At 55.6% G+C, this 18,496-nt stretch carries 23 protein-coding genes; 1 reads left to right on the forward strand and 22 read right to left on the reverse strand.

Annotated features, from left to right (window positions below):
• Window positions 1-454: 454 nt before the first annotated feature.
• The 14 genes from LA360_RS28570 to LA360_RS28635 form a co-directional block, all read right to left on the reverse strand.
• Complete coding sequence (locus LA360_RS28570) at window positions 455-1,657, reverse strand: RNA-directed DNA polymerase (protein ID WP_003507783.1); 1,203 nt, start codon at window positions 1,655-1,657, stop codon at window positions 455-457.
• 1,248 nt (window positions 1,658-2,905) lie between these two features.
• Window positions 2,906-3,463: a diversity-generating retroelement protein Avd gene (avd, locus tag LA360_RS28575; protein WP_225537833.1), complete on the reverse strand. Its 558-nt coding sequence runs from the start codon at window positions 3,461-3,463 to the stop codon at window positions 2,906-2,908.
• A gap of 160 nt (window positions 3,464-3,623) precedes the next feature.
• A complete protein-coding gene (locus LA360_RS28580; protein WP_225537834.1) occupies window positions 3,624-4,763 on the reverse strand; it encodes an SUMF1/EgtB/PvdO family nonheme iron enzyme in 1,140 nt (379 codons plus the stop codon).
• A complete protein-coding gene (locus tag LA360_RS28585) occupies window positions 4,756-5,139 on the reverse strand; it encodes a hypothetical protein (RefSeq protein ID WP_003499875.1) in 384 nt (127 codons plus the stop codon). Before LA360_RS28585 ends, LA360_RS28580 begins: the two co-directional genes overlap by 8 nt.
• On the reverse strand, window positions 5,139-5,300 hold the full coding sequence (locus LA360_RS28590) for a hypothetical protein (RefSeq protein WP_003499874.1): 162 nt from the start codon (window positions 5,298-5,300) through the stop codon (window positions 5,139-5,141). The genes LA360_RS28585 and LA360_RS28590 overlap by 1 nt, the downstream gene beginning before the upstream one ends.
• Window positions 5,300-5,743, reverse strand: coding sequence for a hypothetical protein (locus tag LA360_RS28595; RefSeq protein WP_003499873.1), 444 nt, complete (start codon window positions 5,741-5,743; stop codon window positions 5,300-5,302). The genes LA360_RS28590 and LA360_RS28595 overlap by 1 nt, the downstream gene beginning before the upstream one ends.
• Entirely contained in the window at window positions 5,740-6,081 is a 342-nt protein-coding gene (locus LA360_RS28600; protein WP_003499872.1) for a hypothetical protein, read from the reverse strand. The genes LA360_RS28595 and LA360_RS28600 overlap by 4 nt, the downstream gene beginning before the upstream one ends.
• 10 nt (window positions 6,082-6,091) lie before the next feature.
• The gene (locus tag LA360_RS28605) at window positions 6,092-7,318 is read right to left on the reverse strand and encodes a hypothetical protein (RefSeq protein ID WP_003499871.1); all 1,227 of its coding nucleotides are present in this window, start codon (window positions 7,316-7,318) and stop codon (window positions 6,092-6,094) included.
• Window position 7,319: 1 nt separating this feature from the next.
• Entirely contained in the window at window positions 7,320-8,477 is a 1,158-nt protein-coding gene (locus tag LA360_RS28610) for a baseplate J/gp47 family protein (protein ID WP_003499870.1), read from the reverse strand.
• Entirely contained in the window at window positions 8,470-8,883 is a 414-nt protein-coding gene (locus LA360_RS28615) for a hypothetical protein (protein WP_003499869.1), read from the reverse strand. The genes LA360_RS28610 and LA360_RS28615 overlap by 8 nt, the downstream gene beginning before the upstream one ends.
• Window positions 8,883-9,248 (reverse strand): hypothetical protein, encoded by a 366-nt coding sequence (locus LA360_RS28620; protein WP_003499868.1) that lies wholly within the window; start codon window positions 9,246-9,248, stop codon window positions 8,883-8,885. Before LA360_RS28620 ends, LA360_RS28615 begins: the two co-directional genes overlap by 1 nt.
• A gap of 21 nt (window positions 9,249-9,269) precedes the next feature.
• Window positions 9,270-10,025, reverse strand: coding sequence for a hypothetical protein (locus LA360_RS28625; RefSeq protein ID WP_003507796.1), 756 nt, complete (start codon window positions 10,023-10,025; stop codon window positions 9,270-9,272).
• 14 nt (window positions 10,026-10,039) lie between these two features.
• Window positions 10,040-10,642: a hypothetical protein gene (locus tag LA360_RS28630; protein ID WP_003499866.1), complete on the reverse strand. Its 603-nt coding sequence runs from the start codon at window positions 10,640-10,642 to the stop codon at window positions 10,040-10,042.
• 4 nt (window positions 10,643-10,646) lie between these two features.
• Window positions 10,647-13,991 carry a phage tail tape measure protein gene (locus tag LA360_RS28635; protein WP_003499865.1) on the reverse strand — a complete coding sequence of 1,115 codons (3,345 nt, stop codon included), beginning with the start codon at window positions 13,989-13,991 and terminating at the stop codon, window positions 10,647-10,649.
• On the opposite strand from LA360_RS28635, the gene LA360_RS28640 reads away from it, so the two are divergent.
• The gene (locus tag LA360_RS28640; protein WP_225537836.1) at window positions 13,885-14,283 is read left to right on the forward strand and encodes a hypothetical protein; all 399 of its coding nucleotides are present in this window, start codon (window positions 13,885-13,887) and stop codon (window positions 14,281-14,283) included. The genes LA360_RS28635 and LA360_RS28640 overlap by 107 nt on opposite strands.
• A 13-nt stretch (window positions 14,284-14,296) precedes the next feature.
• On the opposite strand, the gene LA360_RS29870 is transcribed toward LA360_RS28640, so the two are convergent.
• The 8 genes from LA360_RS29870 to LA360_RS28675 all read right to left on the reverse strand — a co-directional run bounded on the left by LA360_RS29870 (window position 14,297) and on the right by LA360_RS28675 (window position 18,492).
• Window positions 14,297-14,428: a hypothetical protein gene (locus LA360_RS29870; protein ID WP_263870331.1), complete on the reverse strand. Its 132-nt coding sequence runs from the start codon at window positions 14,426-14,428 to the stop codon at window positions 14,297-14,299.
• A gap of 80 nt (window positions 14,429-14,508) precedes the next feature.
• Window positions 14,509-14,889, reverse strand: a complete 381-nt coding sequence (locus LA360_RS28645) for a DUF6848 family protein (RefSeq protein ID WP_003499864.1) — start codon at window positions 14,887-14,889, stop codon at window positions 14,509-14,511.
• A 31-nt stretch (window positions 14,890-14,920) separates the two neighbouring features.
• Entirely contained in the window at window positions 14,921-15,355 is a 435-nt protein-coding gene (locus LA360_RS28650) for a hypothetical protein (protein ID WP_003499863.1), read from the reverse strand.
• A 14-nt stretch (window positions 15,356-15,369) separates the two neighbouring features.
• Window positions 15,370-16,794, reverse strand: a complete 1,425-nt coding sequence (locus LA360_RS28655; RefSeq protein ID WP_003499862.1) for a DUF2586 domain-containing protein — start codon at window positions 16,792-16,794, stop codon at window positions 15,370-15,372.
• Complete coding sequence (locus LA360_RS28660) at window positions 16,795-17,022, reverse strand: hypothetical protein (RefSeq protein ID WP_003499861.1); 228 nt, start codon at window positions 17,020-17,022, stop codon at window positions 16,795-16,797.
• Window positions 16,976-17,536, reverse strand: coding sequence for a hypothetical protein (locus LA360_RS28665; RefSeq protein WP_003499860.1), 561 nt, complete (start codon window positions 17,534-17,536; stop codon window positions 16,976-16,978). Before LA360_RS28665 ends, LA360_RS28660 begins: the two co-directional genes overlap by 47 nt.
• A gap of 3 nt (window positions 17,537-17,539) precedes the next feature.
• On the reverse strand, window positions 17,540-18,043 hold the full coding sequence (locus LA360_RS28670) for a phage virion morphogenesis protein (RefSeq protein ID WP_003499858.1): 504 nt from the start codon (window positions 18,041-18,043) through the stop codon (window positions 17,540-17,542).
• Entirely contained in the window at window positions 18,043-18,492 is a 450-nt protein-coding gene (locus tag LA360_RS28675; protein ID WP_003499856.1) for a DUF1320 domain-containing protein, read from the reverse strand. Before LA360_RS28675 ends, LA360_RS28670 begins: the two co-directional genes overlap by 1 nt.
• Window positions 18,493-18,496: the final 4 nt, after the last annotated feature.

Below are 18,496 nucleotides of genomic sequence, written 5' to 3' on the forward strand. Positions count from 1 at the left end.
CGTTAATCACATTACTGATATTATTAGTAATCTTACTAATCGTGATTATAACACTATCGACCGGCCATGTCAAATAATTTTTATCCATTTATATAAAATATTTTCGCCATACAGCATTATTTTTGTTTATTTTCACACAGTGTTAGATTTTTACTTCAAATCGAGTAGGAGGAAGGCGATTATTTCGCCTTCCGACCTCTCACACCACCGTACGTACCGTTCGGTATACGGCGGTTCAATCAACTTAACATGTAACAGCCTTTTCGGCGTAGTAGTCTTCCATGGATACAAGACCAAACTTAGCTAGTCTCTCTTTACTGATACAAATGTGGAGATTCCAGCTTCTGCACACTCTGGCATATCCTTTGGCATATGAAATGCCATGTGCCGCTGTAGCTGCGCAAAATTTTTGACAAACGTGTGCAAGATAAATGACAAAACGGACGCCGCGATTTTACTCGCTGCGCCCGTTCTTTTTTTCCTCGGCCCTCGCTGCTATGAGGTCGCTGTCCCGCTGAAGATAGAACCATCCATCGAACCACTCCGTCGCGCTATATTCGCCGAATATGGCCCTTTTGAGCTGGTAGCTGTCACAATGGGAGAGGAGGCCCATATAAGAGCTGACGGTCTTTTGAGCCCGCTCGAGGCTTATTTCTCCGGCTGCATAAAGGTTTTGAATCCTCTTGAGGTTGCGCTTCATGCGGAGCGCCGTCGCCTTCTTGAGCTTGATGTGATCGGGGTATATACGATATTGACAAAAGTCGACCCCATGAGTGATAGGACGGATAAAGCATTTCTTCGGATTGAGTTCGAGCTTGAGTTTCTCGTGCATGAACTCGCTGATCTGCTCCCTCCATTCGTGAAGCTGCGCTTTGTCATCTGACAATATCACTATATCGTCCATATAACGGACATAGTAATGAATCCTGAGCACACGCTTCGCATATTGGTCGACCTCATTCTGATTTACATTTGCAAGCATTTGATTCAAGAGATTACCGACGGCGAGACCGACGTCTTCAAGCATCTCTTCAGGAGTAACGTCTTTAACGCCCTTTCCCGGAGGGAATCCGAACTTCTCGCCCGGAGCATTGACAAATAAGTCCATAAGCCACATTAACCACGGATCGAAGTTACATTTCTTCCCGACTAAATTAAGAGATGTTTCATGGTCGATTGTATAGAAAAATTTGCTTGTATCGAGCTTTTCCAAAAGAGTACGCCTTAGAGGGTGGCCCTTGAGGTCGATTCCTGCGCTTTTATCTATCCGATCGGCTTGCTGCATGAAATAAAACAGACGTTGTGCTGCGGCATCGGAACCACGGCCTTTTATGCAAGCGTAGGAATCCTCAATGTAGCCGCGCACAAATTCAGGGTTGATGATCTGATAGACGGCCCACTGTATGACCCGATGAATGAAGTCTTGCCACATAATAAGACGGTCGACGGGGTCGTGAATGATCCGTCTTTTATAGGCTCCGGGGACATAGGTCTGATTCCTGAGAGCCTCCTGAATATCGTGAAGATTCTCTTCGAGATTCGCGGAAAACTCAAGGACTTCCTGCTTGTAACGCTTATTTCTCCGCGCGTGTAAATAGGCGGTGTATAGGTTCTGAAAATCGGTGACTTTTTCCTTGATATTCTTGATTGTTCTCATATGGCTCCATAATTTTTCATGTGTCACGGTGTTCGCTCGGGGAGCTGTTCCCTGAGCTACTAACGGCTTCCATGAGGTTTTTATTTTTTGCCGACCTTCCCGATCGGCACGGAGACAAGTCCCTTTTGTCTCTCTGCTCTGAGACGAGACCCTTGAGCCCCGAATATCCGGCTATGAGAGAAAAGCGGCGCGGAAACCTACGCTATGGCCTGTATACGCGCGCGGCTCATAAATGTTGAGCGCGAACACGCCCGCCCCGGCCCTGTTGCCATTGAAGGAGCCGCCGCGCAAAGGAAGCGCCGACCCGTCCCCGGTGATGTTCATTTTTTCATGTGTCACGGCGTTCGCCCGGGGAGCTGCTCCCTGAGCTACTAACGGCTTCCATGAGGTTTTTATTTTTTGCCGACCTTCCCGATCGGCACGGAGACAAGTCCCTTTTGTCTCTCTGCTCTGAGACGAAGCCCTTGAGCCCCGAATATCTGGCTATGAGAGAAAAGCGGCGCGGAAACCTACATTGTTACCACTATCCGCGCGCGGGTTATTCAAATTAAGCGCGAACACGCCCGCCCCGGCTCCATTGTTCCACGAGCCGCCGCGCAAAGGAAGCGCCGACCTATCCCCGGTGATGTTCATTTTTTCATGTGTCACGGCGTTCGCCCGGGGAGCTGCTCCCTGAGCTACTAACGGCTTCCATGAGGTTTTTATTTTTTGCCGACCTTCCCGATCGGCACGGAAACGAATCCCTTTTGTCTCTCTGCTCTGAGACGAAGCCCTTGAGCCTCGAATATCTGGCTATGAGAGAAAAGCGGCGCGGAAACCTACATTATGACTACTGTTCGCGCGCGCATCATTGAGGTTGAGCGCGAACACGCCCGCCCCGGAGGTATTGCCCCAATCGCCGCCGCGCAAAGGAAGCGCCGATTCATTCCCGATGATATTCATTTTTTCATGTGTCACGGCGTTCGCTCGGGGAGCTGCTCCCTAAGCTACTAACGGCTTCCATGAGGTTTTTATTTTTTGCCGACCTTCTCAGTCGGCACGGAGACGAATCCCTTTTGTCTCTCTGCTCTGAGACGAGACCCTTGAGCCCCGAATATCTGGCTATGAGAGAAAAGCGGCGCGGAAACCTACATTGTGAGTGCTCAACGCGCGCGGGTTGTTCAGTTTCAGCGCGAACACGCCCGCCCCGGCTCCATCCCAGAAATTGCCGCCGCGCAAAGGAAGCGCCGATCCGTCCCCGGTGTTTTGTCATTTTCGTTGCTTCTTCTGGCATTTGTAACACAAATTCCTCCCGAAGTGTTCCATCGAATATTTATGTGCCTTCCTCGGTATTTCTTCGTTACAATCTGCACAATGATAAATCTCTGCGTCTGCCTTGACTGGCTCATTTGCTTCCCGATTAGAACGAATCCATCCGCCGACCATTTTGCCAATCTCCACAAGCTGACCCGACCAAACCTCGTATTTTTTGAGGGGGAGATAGGTGAGGTCTGCCGCGACCCGGATGTAAACCTTCAGGGCCGCGACCTCGATGTCGAGCTCCTGAAGGGTCGTTTTCTTCGTGTACTTTTTATTTGCCGTAATGACAAGCCGGAGAATTTTGTCCATACACTTTTTAATGTCCTGTGCAAGGCTGAACTTTTGCGACTTCGGCATCTGCTCAAGGGCCGGATAAGCATAAAGGATCATGTCATAAACCTTTTGTTGAACCTGTAGCTTATGCTTGCTCGGTTTCCCTTCTTCCTCTTCGAGCTCTTCCTGATCTGCGGCTCCTTCAAGCTCCTCTTGAGTGTCCTGTTCCTCCACTTCCTCCCCCCTTTCTTCGATAAAATACTTCAGAAATTTTACCATATACAACGGAAAAAAGCTACTTAAAAAAAGCCAAAAATCGCGACCCCTCCGGGGCAAAAGCCCCGGAGGGGAAAACCGCCGCTATCGCGTCGGAAACCAGAACACAAAAAACAGATTACAGAGAGACAAAAGCGGCGCGGAAACCTACATTGCCAGGCCCACTAGCCGCGCGCGGGTAATACAAATGAAGCGCGAACACGCCCGCCCCGGCTCCATCGCCCCACGAGCCGCCGCGCAAAGGAAGCCGTTCTCCGTAGTTGCGAATCCAAAAGTTGTCACCGTCAAGCCCTGTTGTCGGAGGAGCAATTCCGAGAATCTTCAGGAGCATCGGAACCGTGACCCCACTCTTCGCGGCAAGTGTCTCGAAGGTGTGTACCTGATAGCCGAAGTAGTTATAAACGTCAACACTCGCGCCCGTATACATGGGATTCGTCCGGGCCGTGTTAATGACTGTTGTGCCGCCGACTTTATGATTCACCTGAGTATTATCGCCCGCGACGGAGTTGTCAAACTTCAGTGTATTCGCCGTTCCCGGAGCGACAATCGTGCCGTCCTGAAGGATTGCTTTCCATTGTGTACTGCTGGCGCTCTGGTCGACATGTTTCGCGGCGTTATTATGGGGAATAATCTGAATTTCTCCGTCAACAATGCGGAAACCTCCCGCCCACTCCCAGACGTTACCATTCAGATCACAAATTCCCGCATTAGTGCCGTCATGATTCCACGATGCGGGGCCGCTTCCGGTCGCCGTGCGTCCTTTACGAATCGTGCCGTTGTCGTTGTATGTGTACGTCACGACGCCCCTCTCATGGGTCGCGGAGTGGTCGCCGCCAAAATAGTTATTTCCCCGGGGCATGAAGCCATTCTTCAAGCACCACAAGGCAATTCCCGCATATTCCGCATTTGTGGCAAGATGCCATCCTTTGCCCTTCGCTTCGCTGAACTGCTGCGCCTGATCGAACGTCACATAAGCACGCGGGTCTTTATACGGTAAGCTATACGCCCGGTCGTGCATGACAATGTTCGGGTACTTCGAGAAGTAAATCTCGGGATAGGGAACATCATCCACAACAAACATAGAATGAGGCGCGTCCGGGGCCCCTGCGAGCACGCTGAGGCTTGTGAACTGCGGAATCCGTACCATGATAGAAGGGAAGCTCTCGCCCCCTGTCCCGAGGTCGTCATCGAATAGCACGGTATTCTTGCCCCCGGATAATGCCTCGACTGCGAGCTTCAGGTCGTCAAAATTACTCATTGTTTTCTCCTCCTTCTTCGTCTGTCATCGTTTCTTCAGCAGCGCGGCCCCAAAGTGTGACCGTCACGTTTGCCATGCTGAACGCCTTCGCGACCTTCTTCATCCGGGGCGAGCCGTTCTCGTCAAGCTCCCCCGTATCGACGAGATCGTACTCCCGGCCCGGGATGTCGATCTGCACGGCATAACGGTCGCTTACGCCGAAGGTGAGGAAGCCCCGGGCATTGAGCCCGATGTCGATATGAACCGGGTCGTCCCGTTCGTACTTGCTGAGGTTCAGCGTCATCTCGTCATCGCCGAGGATGACCTTCGTCCCGCTGATGCGGACGTCAATCTTGTCGCCGCCTGTTTTCTCGATTGTTTTCGCTATTGTTGCCATTACTTAAACACTCCTTTCTTGACTGCTTCGTGACACGTCTCCGCGATGATCTCGGCCTGTTCCCGGGCTTCCCGGTTTGCCGTCTGCGGGTCGTGCCCGAAGTCCCTGAGAATCTGTTCATGCCGTTCCCGGCGTTCGTCGTCCTTGATAATGACATTCATTAGAGCATCCCTCCTTGCACATAGTAGCGGAGCTTCACGGTCTTCGCGCTCCCCGTGTAGCGGAGTTTGAAGCCGTTCAGCGCCTTGTCATAAACCTCCACGTCCCCGACGAGGCCGTCCGAGGAAATGACCTCGACGCCGACCTGATACTTCAGGGTGTCCCGCTCATGCTCGAGCGCGACCGTCTTCGCGGAGTTGTTAAACGGATATTCGAGGCTGTTCGTGAGCGTGACCTCCTTGATCTCGCCCTCGAGGTCTGCGAGGCTGCGCTGATGCTGCATAACCTGTGACACAAGGAAGGCTCCGAGCACGTTGTTCCCGAGGATGCCCGTCTCCATGTTGTAGAACTGTGTCCGGCTCATGGGCGTCCCTTCCTGAATCAGCTCGCCGCTTGCCTCGTCATAGACGTCGTCTTTCCACGGTGTAGGATTGTATGGATTCATTTGCTTTCACCTCCTGTCATGATCGGCGCATCCGGGTCTTCCACTTCGACGAACGTGTAAGCGAACACGGAGTAAATGCCTTTCGTGCGCGGTTTTGTGAACTCGCGTTTTGCAATCGCGATGACATCCCCGTCCTTATCAACGAGGGAGATGTCCTTGACTGCTCCCGTCACGGTGTCGTCAAGGTAGACGTAAATCTTGATCTTGTTGTCCGTGACGTCCGCCTTGAATACTGAGACCTTGCGGAGCTTCCCCGCCTCGAGGAAAGTCGCATAGTCGAGGGAATCCCTCAAACGGACGAGCTGCTTGTTAATGCCGATGGGTGTCAATGTCTTCATGTGTTGTCTGTCACTCCTTTCTCTGGCCCGCCCTACGTTGTCCGCTGCGGGCATAGCTGACGAGGCCGATGCTGAACTCTTGCGCTGCCTGAACATCCGAGGCCCCGGTCTTTCCGTTGTCCTCGCCCTGTGCGGGCCGCTTATAGCTGAAGCTCCCGGCCCCGAGCTCTGATTCTTCCCGAAGCTCCGACGCCGAGCCCCTGCCGTTGTCTTCGCCCTGCGAGGGCCTCCTGTAGCTGAAGCTCCCGGCCCCGAGCTTTGATTCTTCCTGAAGCTCCGACGCCGAGCCCCTGCCATTGTCGACGCCCTGTGAGAGCCGAGACGAGCCGCTCAGGATGTAGGCGAACTCCCCGGCCCCGAGCTCTTGCTCCTCCCGCATGACGGACGCCGAGCTCCTGCCGTTGTCGATACCTTGCGAGAGCCGGACGGCCCCGCTCAGGAGATAAGGGAAGCGCCCCTCCTGATAGGCTACACGGAGCTCTGTGACGCTTCCGATCACGCGGCCCCCGATTATATCGCCCTTGATGTAGGGCGGCTCCTGCGCCCGCATAGTGCCGCATAGGGCATAATGGAAGCAGCCCTCCTGGTAAGAGATGGAGAGGACGGCCCGGCTCCCGAGCAGATAGCCGACGTTGTTATTCTTATACGGGAACTGTCCGCACTTGAAACGTCCGCAAATTGGGAAGACGTAAAGGCCGGAGCGGTATTTTTCCCGTATCTCGACGATGTTCCGCTCCTCGATTCCGTAGAACGGCTTCGAGCTGGCCTCTTTGACCTTCATGACCTCCGCGTCAATAACCGCGATGTCGTTCACGCCGCTCGGGTATTTGCCCCCGAGGAAGACAATAAACTCGGCCCATCGCTCCGTATCATGGAGCGACATCCGCTCAATGTAGCTGTGCTCGTAGCCGAGCGCCGCGAGAGCGAGGAGGATGCCCGCCTCCGTCCCGGCCTTCTCTGCGATGAGGGCCTTCATGGAGAGCCGCGTCCGGTAGCCTTCAACTGTCTCGCCCTTGAGCCGTGTCATGTCCCTGTCTCTGCCGTGCTCCGGGAGCATGACCTCGCTCGCGCTGGCGACCATGCTCTCCTCACGCACGCGGAATATATCGGCCTTTGTGTCGTCGAATAGCTTTCCGACGACCTTGAAAAACAGATAGAACTGATTCCCGGCTTGCCTTACCTTCTTGAGGGGCGTGAAAAGCAAGCTATACATATAGTCGCTGAATTTTTCAAACATCTCAGACCCTCCTCGCCGTGACAGTAACCTCCCCGAGGATAATGACCTTGTCGCTGTCGAGGAAGACATCCTCCTCCGGGACTGTGACTTTGACGTTTCGGATGTCCGGGAGCTTATCCTTCAGCTCGAAGATAATGTCGGCGTGTGTGAGCTCGTTGAGGTTGCGCCCCTTGCGTATCTGAAGCAGCTCCGAGATAACGGAAGCCGCCCGCTCCTCAATGCCTGTTGAATCAATCAGCTCCGACACGGTGATCGTGACGGTGACGTCCTGCTCAACGGTTGTTGAGCTCATAACGAGGATGTTGTCATAAGGGCCCCGGATGCTTGCCGCCGCCTTCATGACGTCCGCAAGGAGGCCCTCCGTCGCTTGCCCTGCCGTGCCTGTTACAATAATGTCGATTGTGCCCTGTCCCCGGGGGTGTAGGTCGTGAACATTTACGAAGAGTACCCCGGGCACGCCTTCACACACGTTTTTGTATTTGTCTTTAATCGGTAGTGTCGAGAGCTCCGCCCATGCTCCGAGCGTCCGGGCCCGGAGGCTCTCATAGTCCTCGATGTCCGCCCCCTCCCGGATGATCCAGCCGGAGAGGTTCTCGATCTTGTCAATGCCCTCGATATGTGTGAGGCTCTTTGTGATCTGCCCGGGCGGTACGTTGTAGCGAGCGCCTTCCTGTTCGGCCTCCACCACTACCACGCCCGAGAGCGCTCCCTGTTGGAGCACGGTGTTCTCAACTGCGAAGTAGCGGAGCTCCTCGCCGTTAATGTCCCGGATCGTCTTGAAGATGTGCCCCTTCGGTATCTTGACCGCGTCCCCGACAATCTCTTCGCCGTCTTTGCCCTTTACGGCCTCCCGGCTGATTGTCACATAGCCGCGCGTCTTAACGGCATCCTTGCGCTTCTTCGAGAAGTCCGCCGCCTTCAGCTCCGACCATACGCCATCGGCATGGGAAACAAACATATTGTTTAATACGGCCCGGAGGAGCACTATGAGCTCAATCCTGATCTGACAGACAATCATGAGAAGGTGGTAGAAGATGCCGCCCGAGCTGAAGTTTGTGACGACGAAGCCCTCCTCCTTCAGCTCCGCGATCTTCTCGTCCGCTAACTCTTCAAGCTCCGGGACGGGAAGGACTTCGTCTAATATCTTTTTATCAATCAATAAGTATCACCTCCACCTTTACACGGTCGAGCCCGACCCCGACGCTCTGTGTCTCCTCGCTGCCGACAAACTGGAACCGTGCGAGAATCTTCAGGACGTCGTCCCCAAAGAGGAGGGCGACGCTGATTGTCTCGGCCTTGATTTCCTTTCGCCGCCTGAGTTTTTCCTTGACCCGCTCGCTGATCTCGAGCCGGGTGAGGTCGTCGTCCTCCGCCTGAAGGAACTCGAGAAGGCCCCATCCCCACTCGGGATCGTAGAAGAGCTCCCCGGGCTGTGTGATTGCCTCGAGGCGGATGTCCTGAAGGAAGCAGTCCGTCCCGGAGCAGACCGGGGCGTCCCCTGTGCTGGCCTGTGTAAGCTGCCATTCATCATCGAGGCGGATGTCTGTGTCGTTTAGTCCTGCCATTATCCGACCTCCCCGATGATATGGGGCATGAGCTCCCCGTAGAGCAGCGCGACCGCCGCCGTGCCTCCGGCCTGAATCTGAATCTTTGACCTGACCCCCGGAACCTCCGGGAAGCGCGTGTCGACGTCGCCGTCCTTTGTGAGAATCTTCAGGTTGTACTCGAACCATTTCCCGGTGAGTTTCGCCTCGAAGGTTCGCCCGGCGTCCTTGTCTTCGATCTTCAGCTCGTCATCTTCATACTCCTCCGCGAGGGCGGTCGCCTTCGTGACCCGTGCCTTCATAACGGCGGGGAGTTGTATCTGAGGAAAGTCTTCCTTCAGCTTTTTGTCCATGACGTCCTGAATCATTTTTTCCATCGGGCCCATATGCGCCCCCCTTTCTTTGAATTAGAAATTTATATATGTCCTGACGAAGCCCGTCTCATTGGTTCTGAAGACGACCTTCTTGACCTCAAACTCGCCCGAGACCTTCGGATGGGTGACGTTGATCTTGTGTGAGTGCTTCACGAATGGAGCCGACACGGTCTCAAGCTCCCACGAGCCGAGCGGCCTGTCAAGGGTGATGATGTTGACGCCATACTCGAAGTTGTATATCTTTTCCTGTTCAGGCTTCTCGCCCCAATAGAAGACGCCGCCCGAAAAAAAGAATTTGTTTTTAATGCCCCAAGTTGTGCCGACCTCCTTAATGACTGCGATGACGTTCTTCTGTGAGATAGGCACGACCGCCCGGGGCTGATAGATTTCCGCCGAGAGCTTCGCCTCTGTGACCCCCGCCTGTGCGAGGCAATAGGAGATGATCTCTTGCGGCGTCACGTCGAGGAAGGTATTCGAGATGACTGTCTCCTCGAGGAGCAGCATCTTGTCTTTCAGGACGATCTCGTCCATGTAGCCGCCCCCGCTGTAAGGCCCGGAGACATACCCCTCGAAGACGGTGTCAAGAACTCCGTTATAGCCGAGCATGACCGTCCCCGGCTCCTTCTCTGCGACGCTGATGTTCTCCTGAAATTGCGGTGTAAAACGTACCTTCGCCCAATCAAAATAGCTGTTTTGGTCGGAGTAGACCTCGACCTCGATTCCCTTTTGAAGGGCATAGCTCCCAATCGCGACGCTGATTTCAGGATAGAATAATTCCTCCGTTTCCATATGGTCTCACTTCCTCAGTAGGGCATCGCCCTCACGGTCGCGACATGTTTCGCGCCGTTGGCGGTGTCCTTTGCTGGTGACTTTTTCAGGGCCGGAGCCTTGCCCCGGTTCCCGAGATAATTTTGATAATCTTCGTTGAGGTTGCTCTTCGCCGTAGCCGCTGCCGCCGCCTTCTTTGAGCCGGACGACCCGCTCGCGGACTTCGAGGCCGTGACCGTCATGACGGTGTACTCCCAAAATTCAAGCGTGACGACGAGCTGCCCCTTTTTGTTTTCGGCCTTGTGCGTGAGGTTCTTGAAAATGACCTGTTTCACGCCCCGGGCCGCTGTGTGTTCGTTTATGATTTCATGGACGGTCGGCTTCTCCTGACCCGGTATTCTGAAAATCTGCTGAATCTGCTCGATCTTCTGAATTTTGGTGAGAAGCGGGCCGTCATCGACTATGAGCTCAATGTTTACTTTGATGTCTTCATAACCTGTCGCCTGTTTGGGCTTCTTGCTCTGCCCCTCGACGTCCTGCTCGTCGACAATCGCGTCCCCCTTAACCTCAATACTTTTGAAGATTCCGGGAAGGACGACGGCGTCGATCTTCACGGTGCTGTCGTCTGTGTATATCATGCCGTCATCCCTCCCCCTGAGTTGCGAGCCCGTTCGCGTTTGCATAGTCCTCGATCTCTCGGAGGAACTTCAGCAGCATCGGGAGCTCCTTAATCTTCGAGAAGTCGACCGTCAAATGAAACTCGTTGATGCTGACCCCGGTGTCCTTCTCGCTGGTTGTTGTGTTGGTCTCTTTCTCCTTGCTGACCTCCCGGCGCTCGATTGTCCGAACCGGGGCCCGTGTTGCTGCGATGCCGACCGTCTCAGGCTCCTCACTGTAAACAGGTAAGGGAGCCGGGAGCGGCATCGGTGTCGGCGAAGGTGGCGGGCCTTGCGGCGTTTTCGGTGCTTCTGGCCCGGTTGGAATGTTTGGCCCGAGCTGCGTGCTGACCTTTTCAAGGGCCCCCTGCGCTGCTCCTGCCGGGGCGTCTGCTGCCTGTTGAAGGCCCGTCGCGTAGGTTGTCATCGTCCGATGGCCTGAGAGTGTAAGCGTTGAGAGCGGCCCGGTCTTTGCGTCCGAGAAGGGGAGCATATTCCGAATCTTTTGAAGCGCGCCCTTGACCGCATTAACCGGGGCCGAGATTGCGCTCTTGATGCCCTCCGTGAATGTCGTGAGAATTTTCGCTCCTGACTGCCGGAACCATGAAAAAGCCCCGGTGACGACGTTCTTGACGTTTTGGATGCCCTGCGAGAACTTTTCCCGGATAGCCGAGAGTTTCCCGCCTGTTAGGTTGTCAACAAAGTTAAACCCGTCTTGTGCGACTGAACGGATTCCTGTCATGGTCGCCGCCATCGCGCCTCTCATTCCGCCGCCCTGCTGCTCGTATGTGGCCCGCATCCCCTCGAGCTTCGACGCTGCGTATTGCTTCGCGCCTTCCATCGCCGAGGAGACTGTATTCTTGATCTCGCTGAATTTCTCCGAGACCTTGCTCGTAATAGCGGAGAGCTTGCCGCCTGTGAGGTTGTCGATTGCGTTGAATTTGTCCTCGTAGGCTCCCCGGACGCCTTCCAGCGCCGCCGCTGCCGCGCCCTTTAAGCCGCCGCCGTGTTCCTCATAGGCCGACTTCATATCGCTCAGGCGGTCGCTGAAGTGCTGCTTCACGGCTGACATTTTCTCGGAGACTGTGTTCTTAATCTCGTTGAATTTTGCCGAGACCTTGCCCGTTATGGCGGAGAGTTTCCCGCCTGTGAGGTTGTCGATTGCATTGAATCCGTCTTGATAGGCTCCCCGGACGCCTTCCAGCGCCGCCGCTGCCGCGCCCTTTAAGCCGCCGCCGTGCTCCTCATAGGCCGACTTCATATCGTTCAGTCGGTCGCTGAAGTGCTGCTTCACGGCTGACATTTTCTCAGAGACCGTGTTCTTGATCTCGTCAAACTTCGCCGAGACTTTGCTCGTTATGGCGGAGAGCTTCCCGCCTGTCAAATTATCGAGGAAAGTGAATCCGGCTGTGTAGTAGCCCTTGACGCCCTCGACCGTTGCCGCTGCCACGCCCTTGATACCGCCGCCGTGCTCCTCGTAGGCCCGCTTCATATTGCCGAGCTTTTCTTCGACGGTCGCCTTCGCTGCGCCCATGACTTTCCCGATGACGTTGCCAATCGCGCCGAAGATATTCTTCACAAAAGCGAAGGCTGCGCCGAGTTTTTCCTTAACTCCGCTTATGATTCCGTCAACTAAATTTCGGAACCAATCGCACTTGTTATAGAGCAGCACGAGGCCCGCTATGAGGCCGACTATAGCAATAACGACCCATGTGATCGGATTCGCAAGGAGCGCCGCCGTGAAGCTCCACACGGAGCTGATGAGCGGCCCGAGGGCCGTCGATGCTGTCGCGATTGCTTGCTTTGCCATCCCGACGAGCCCGGTCGCCATACTCTTCAGGGCATTAACTCCGCTGATAGCGGCGGTCTTTGCCATGTTCGCCATACTGAGGGCGACGTTCTTAATTCCGTTGATTGCCCCGGCTCCGGCGCTTTTGATATACGAAAAGCCCTTTTTTATGCCGTCCCCTGCGTACATGCCATATATTCGCACGGTGTCCAGCATCCCCGGGAGTTTCTTAATCGTACCGATAAATCCGGTAACAAACCCCGCCGTCTTTGTGAACACAAGGCCCACGCCTCCGACGACCGCGATGACAGACCCGGCGACCGTGAGGAATCCCCCGAGGCATAGGACGACGAGCATAATGACCCGGACGAGCTCTTGATGGCTCTGAACCCACTCGGCCCCCTTCGCGATAAACTCCCCGACTTTCCCCATGACTGTATTGACAGTAGGGAGGAGGCTGTTCCCGAGGTCTTCCGTGACATTGTGTATCTGCTGTTGGAGCCGCTGGAATTTCTCCGGCTCCGTTTCGTTGATTGCCGTCGCCATTTCGGTGGCGACGCCTATTCCTCCGCCCATTGAATCGTAAAGGGAGAGGATGTTGTCTTGAAGGTCGCCCGTCTTGTTATACATGAGATCAATGAGCGCGACGGCCTCCGTGTCCCCGAACGCCTTTTGAAGCTCCATTTTCTCGGCGGCGTCCATTGTTTCGCCGAACTTGCCCCGGAGCTGCTCGAGTATCTCGGGCATACTTAGGAGCTGATTGTTCGCGTCGGTGAAGCTCAGGCCGAGGGCCTCGCCTCCCTTTGTTGCCGATCGGAGGAACGCCTTGTATTTTGTGCCCGCTTCCGCGCCCGACATGGTCGCCTGAAGCATACCGAGGACGGAAAGCTGCTCCTCGAGGGGAACCTGTGCGGTCGTTGCCGACGCTCCGAGGGTCTTGATTGCGCCCGCCATCTGCGAACCGTCCGTCTTGAACTGCTTGACAGACGTCGCAATTCCGGCGCTGAACATCTCGCCGAACTCCATGTCGGAGAGGTCTCCGTAGAAGTCTTTATAAATGCCGTAGCCTGTCGCGAAGAGGTCTGTCATCTGCCCGATGGTCGACTTTGTCGCTTTTGCCGTGACGCCCGCGAGCTCTGTATACTGTGCGACGCCCTCATCTGAGAGGGACGCGATGCCGCTCTTAATGTCATAGGCCGCGCTGATGAAGTCCGCCTTCGATGTCCCTGCCCATTGGTCGGAGAAGCTGCGCGCGGCGTCTTCCAGCGCCCCGAGGTCTTTCACGCCGAGGGAGGAGAGCTCTCCGAGCGCCCTCCGGGTCTCGAAGGTTGCCTCGACCGGGGCGAGGGCTGCGTCTGTGATCTGCATACCGACGCCCGCCATAACTGCGCCGCCCTTTGTCATGCCTCCGAGGGTCTGTTCCATGCTTTGTAATTTGCTGATTGAGCCCCCCGCTGCCGACGAGACCCTCGACATCGGCTCGGTGAGATTGTCAATCAGATTCATAATGAGGCTCAATTTGAATACCGATTCGAGGCTCATGCTTTCAATCACTCCTTTCCCGTGTTATAATGGGAGCGAGGAGGCGGTGAGGATGGTCTTTTTTTCTGTCATGCTGAAGATTCTCGTCTTTGCTCTGTGCGTCGGCGTTGGCCTTGCTGTCCTTGTCTTCGTGCCGTTGACCCTGTACGTCATCCCCTATGCACTATGGATAGGGGCCCAAAACACACGGGGCCGACATCTGGACAAGAAAAAGGAGAGCGTCTTCAGGGCCGCGAGGAACGCGACAAAACTGTATAGCGCATGGATTCAGCGACGGGAGCCGACCTTTTAAAGGGTCGGCTTTTTCATTCCTCCCCGAAGGCTTCCACGACGCCCCGCTGAATGATCGCGGCCTCTACCTCCTGAACATAACGCGCCTTTGCGAGCAGCTCGAGGAACTCCTCAAGCTCAAGCCTGTCGACGTCTATTCCCTCCAAGAGAGCGGGAGGCACGAACCGATGGATCTCGAGCGTCCCCGCGTCGAAGATGTTCGCCCGTACCTCCCGGAGCTTCTCGCTTAGAGTTTCTTCAAATTTGACAAGTCGGTGAAGCCCATCATCGAGAGCAGCTTCTCGCCGACGCTGATCGCGAGAGCCGGGTATTCCTCGAGGTCGCTCTCAAGCTGTGCCTTGCTTTCCTCGATGACCGCGTCAAACATGAACGTCTTGAGCGCGCCTGTCATATCCTTCGAGGCGGTCTTGACATAGCGGTTATAGCTCGGATTCCCGGGGCGCTTGAAGAAATAGCGGACGGGAACCTCCGTCTCGTCGTCCGGGTGCAAAGTCATCGCGATTTTGTAGACCTTCTCGCCGCTGTACTTCGCCTTGATTCTCTGCTCCTCAGTGAGGGCGGCATCCGCTGCCGCCTTCGGTGTGCTGTTGTCTCTGTTCTCTTCCATGATCGTTACCTCCATTTGTCATTTATTTTGATTAGACCGCCTTCACGCCGTCGCGGGTGATTCCGTTGACGATGATGAAGTCCATGTCGACCTTGAGGCTCTTGTCGCCCTGCGCTGCCTTCTGGTCGGTCTTTGTGAATGTGACCGTACTGAGGATGTCCGTCCTCGTGCGGCTTCCCGGATTCGCATAAGAGACCGCGATTTTCGGGATAACGAGCTTGTAGAGCTTTTTATTTTTTCTCTTGCAATAGTCAAGCAGCTCGTCATAATCGTCGCGGAGAAGGCTGATCTTGCCCTCCGACTTATAGTTTCCTTCGCCGTAGCCCCGGGGCCTCTGGCCCGCCCCGTAGACGACCTCCTTCTCAAGCTCATCATTGTAGCTGATTTCCTGAACCTGAATATTGAGGCCGGGCATCTGGAAGTCAACGTCACCCCAATCGTAGGCCCTGCCGTTTACTCTTAACATCTGTATTCCCTCCTTTACGTTGTGACGTTGGCCCGCCCGATGTCGACGTGAATCGAACGGATATAGCCACGGGACACATAGCGGACGACGACGTCCATCCGTTCGTCCTTGATGATGTCCTGACCCTCCGGGACGCTGATCTGCGCGGAAGAGATTTCCTTGTTCCGAACCATATCGTCGAGCGGGGCTTCCATATACTTTGCCCGGCGCTCAAGCTCGCCCTGTGTGTCCTCGACGTCGATGTCCTCCTGAAGGAGCGGGAGCCCGGCCTTACGGACTTCCCGGACAATCTTGTTCACGACGCGCACGTCCTCGATATAGCGGTAGTCCGAACCGTCCGGGGACATGACCCGGGCATTTGTGACATAGAAGTCATCGAGGCCGTCGTACTCCCGGAACGTGATATACTTCGCGTTATCGAGGAGCTCAAGGTATTCCTTGATTCCTGCCGGACGGAGCTCGAGCATTTTGTCCTTTGAGATTCCCATGCCCGCCGCTTCAGACGTCCGTCCGATGGACTGCTGCACGTTGGTCTTTGCCATAAGGCCGCACACGATCCCGGCGTTGTTGATCTCGACCGTCGTGCCGTCCATCTTCACGTAGAGGGAGCGGGCCGCTACAACGGCGATATTTTTGTTCTTGAGCTTCTTCTTCTCCGCCTCGAGCCGTAGGGCATAGTCGCCGACGTCCTCGTCTTTTCCGATGTTCCCGGCCTCCATGATGAAGAGGAGCGGCTTGTGCTTCTGTGTCTCGAGCTCTGCCTGTGCCTCCGAGACTGCCGCCCACATAGCCGGAGTAGATTCCCCGACGACATGGACAAACTCGAAGAGCTCGTCGAACTGCCTGAGCTTCCCGATGGCGTCCAGCGCGTCGGCGTTCGTCATCTGCGGGGCCGTTGTGCTGAAGCTGAAGGCGTCCCCGATCTGGAAGCTCTCCTCCGGTGTGCTGGTGTCCTGCGTGAACTTCAGCGTCACGCCCGTCCCGGAAATCTCAAACTCGCCCGTCATGGGAAGCGTGACCTCGTCGGACTTGCTGAAGCCGCCGTCGATGGAGTAGGTGAAGAGCGCCGTATTAAACCCGCCCTTTCCCGTAAACTCCACGATGACCGAATAAGCGTTGTTCGGCTTGCCTTCTGCGGTGCAGCTCCCGGAGCTGTCGCCTGTCTTCTTGATTTCGCTGATTGTGCCCTCGGTCGTTGCTTTGACCGGGATGCAGTAAATCCGGCTCGCTCCGTTTTCGACTGAATCCATGACGGAATCCGCGAGAGGGGAGAGGCCGAGGCGCTCCCGGATTTTCGTGACGCCCATGTTCCCGGTGATTGTGAGCGGTGCGTCCGCCTTAACAGGGGAGACGCCGATCGCGGCGAATATCCCCGTCCCCTTCTCGGTCTCAAACCCGAGGAGGCCGTCGCTGACGGTTGCAAATACATCTCCGAGCATTTACTCCACCTTCTTTCCCATCGGGGCGAAGCTGAACGCTTTGACCGCTGCGTCATAGTCCGCCTCCGAGATTACCTTGCCCGGCCCCCAATTCTGCGCGGTGCATACGCCGCTATAAATCGGGGCGGACGTTTTCTTTTTGGCCCGGAGCTCCTCGATTCTGAAGAGCTCCGGCCCTGCCTTATTCTCTGCCGGCCCCTGTGCTGCCGGCTCCTGTGTCTTCGCCATGTGTGACTGTCTCCTTTCCGATGATGTTCTCGGCGCTGATGCCGAGCTCCTTGCTGCTGACATCAATATAGTCGGTGTCGCGGTAGACGCCGCCGTCAAACCTGATTTTGACTTGCACGGCGACCTGAGCCTTGAGGATGCTGTCATCCTTCTCGACCCAATCCGCGCCCTCAATTTCCGCCGCTGTGAAATTTCCGTCGATATACAGGCCCCGCTCGACCGTGCCCAGAAACCGCTCGTAGATTGCCTCCGCCTTTTCCGCTGTGTATTCGCCGATAATAACGTCGAATGTCATGCTCCGATCGTAGACCTTCCGCCTCTTTTGCTGGTCGCCCCTCTCATTCCTAAAAATACGTTTCGAGCCGCTTCGGTTGAGAGTCTCCGAATCGAAGAGTATCGCGCCGACGTGACTGTCGGTGTATAACGTGAGTTTCTTCAGGCTGGTGATCGGGGGTGTATGGATGCCCGCTTCCTTCAGCGCGTCTTTTAAGAATTGCTGACATTGAACAAACATCTTTTACTCCTCCCCGAGGGCGTCTTCGAGCGTCCCCTTGATTTCCTGAAGGTCGTCTTCTGACAGGCCGAGGAACGGGCGGGCCGGAATCTTGACCCTGACCGTGACCTGTCTCTTGCGAATCCATTGATCGCCAATCTTGAAGACGAGCCCTTTCGATGTCTTTGCCCGGATGGTGATTTTCCGGCCCTTCTCCCCGAGCTGGTGGGTCGAGGCGTAGATCGTATTCGTGCCGACCGTGAACCCCGAGGCGTCCGACTTCGCCCGGATGGAATTTCTCAGGCGTGCCGTGTCGGTGAGCGTCTTGCCGCCTTCCGCCTCCGCTCGGATGGAGGACTTCCACTTCTTCCCCTCCGGGTCTTTCTCCTGTTTGTACCGCTCGAGAGTGGACGTCCTGACCGCCTCCGCCATCGCCGCCGTGATGTGCTTCTTGTCAAGGTCGGAGTAGTGCTTCAGGCGTTTCATGAGCTTTCGGATGTCTCCCTCGAGGCGGATGCTGTAGCCCATTACATCCCCCTCAGCTTATCCCGGGAAAAGAGGCGGGAGCTCGAGCTGACGCTGAACCCTGTCCGGGCTGTCTCAGTGGTATCGGAGACCCCGATGTCGACCTTCCCCTCGGCGAGCAGCGTGAGGAACTTAATCGCCGCATTGTAACGGTTGAGAATGTTCTTTTGTTCGCTGCTCTCGTCAATCCCAATCCGGGAAAACAGGTTATAGACCGCGATGTCCTTCGCGAACTTGTTCAGAATCTTCGGAGGCCCGGGGAGGGGAAGGTTATACCTCTTTGTGAGATAACCGTCGATCTCGCCGCTCGCGTCCTCGACCGCCTCCGTGACGATCGGGCGGAGCAGCTCCTCCCGCCTCTCTGGTTCTTCGATGTAGGCATCGCCGATCAATGTGTTCAGGGCGTCGTCCTTAATCATCCCCCGGACTTCGTCCTCTGTGCAGTAAAGCATTTTC

The sequence above is a fragment of the Enterocloster clostridioformis genome (genome assembly GCF_020297485.1).
Taxonomy (GTDB): Bacteria; Bacillota; Clostridia; order Lachnospirales; family Lachnospiraceae; genus Enterocloster; species Enterocloster clostridioformis.

Excerpts from the sequence above, each read along its gene's own strand:
- LA360_RS28570 (WP_003507783.1), bottom strand. The coding sequence starts at position 1,657 with ATGAGAACAATCAAGAATATCAAGGAAAAAGTCACCGATTTTCAGAAC.
- LA360_RS28580 (WP_225537834.1), bottom strand. The coding sequence starts at position 4,763 with ATGAGTAATTTTGACGACCTGAAGCTCGCAGTCGAGGCATTATCCGGG.
- LA360_RS28585 (WP_003499875.1), bottom strand. The coding sequence starts at position 5,139 with ATGGCAACAATAGCGAAAACAATCGAGAAAACAGGCGGCGACAAGATT.
- LA360_RS28590 (WP_003499874.1), bottom strand. The coding sequence starts at position 5,300 with ATGAATGTCATTATCAAGGACGACGAACGCCGGGAACGGCATGAACAG.
- LA360_RS28595 (WP_003499873.1), bottom strand. The coding sequence starts at position 5,743 with ATGAATCCATACAATCCTACACCGTGGAAAGACGACGTCTATGACGAG.
- LA360_RS28600 (WP_003499872.1), bottom strand. The coding sequence starts at position 6,081 with ATGAAGACATTGACACCCATCGGCATTAACAAGCAGCTCGTCCGTTTG.
- LA360_RS28605 (WP_003499871.1), bottom strand. The coding sequence starts at position 7,318 with ATGTTTGAAAAATTCAGCGACTATATGTATAGCTTGCTTTTCACGCCC.
- LA360_RS28615 (WP_003499869.1), bottom strand. The coding sequence starts at position 8,883 with ATGGCAGGACTAAACGACACAGACATCCGCCTCGATGATGAATGGCAG.
- LA360_RS28620 (WP_003499868.1), bottom strand. The coding sequence starts at position 9,248 with ATGGGCCCGATGGAAAAAATGATTCAGGACGTCATGGACAAAAAGCTG.
- LA360_RS28625 (WP_003507796.1), bottom strand. The coding sequence starts at position 10,025 with ATGGAAACGGAGGAATTATTCTATCCTGAAATCAGCGTCGCGATTGGG.
- LA360_RS28630 (WP_003499866.1), bottom strand. The coding sequence starts at position 10,642 with ATGATATACACAGACGACAGCACCGTGAAGATCGACGCCGTCGTCCTT.
- LA360_RS28635 (WP_003499865.1), bottom strand. The coding sequence starts at position 13,991 with ATGAGCCTCGAATCGGTATTCAAATTGAGCCTCATTATGAATCTGATT.
- LA360_RS28645 (WP_003499864.1), bottom strand. The coding sequence starts at position 14,889 with ATGGAAGAGAACAGAGACAACAGCACACCGAAGGCGGCAGCGGATGCC.
- LA360_RS28650 (WP_003499863.1), bottom strand. The coding sequence starts at position 15,355 with ATGTTAAGAGTAAACGGCAGGGCCTACGATTGGGGTGACGTTGACTTC.
- LA360_RS28655 (WP_003499862.1), bottom strand. The coding sequence starts at position 16,794 with ATGCTCGGAGATGTATTTGCAACCGTCAGCGACGGCCTCCTCGGGTTT.
- LA360_RS28660 (WP_003499861.1), bottom strand. The coding sequence starts at position 17,022 with ATGGCGAAGACACAGGAGCCGGCAGCACAGGGGCCGGCAGAGAATAAG.
- LA360_RS28665 (WP_003499860.1), bottom strand. The coding sequence starts at position 17,536 with ATGTTTGTTCAATGTCAGCAATTCTTAAAAGACGCGCTGAAGGAAGCG.
- LA360_RS28670 (WP_003499858.1), bottom strand. The coding sequence starts at position 18,043 with ATGGGCTACAGCATCCGCCTCGAGGGAGACATCCGAAAGCTCATGAAA.
- LA360_RS28675 (WP_003499856.1), bottom strand. The coding sequence starts at position 18,492 with ATGCTTTACTGCACAGAGGACGAAGTCCGGGGGATGATTAAGGACGAC.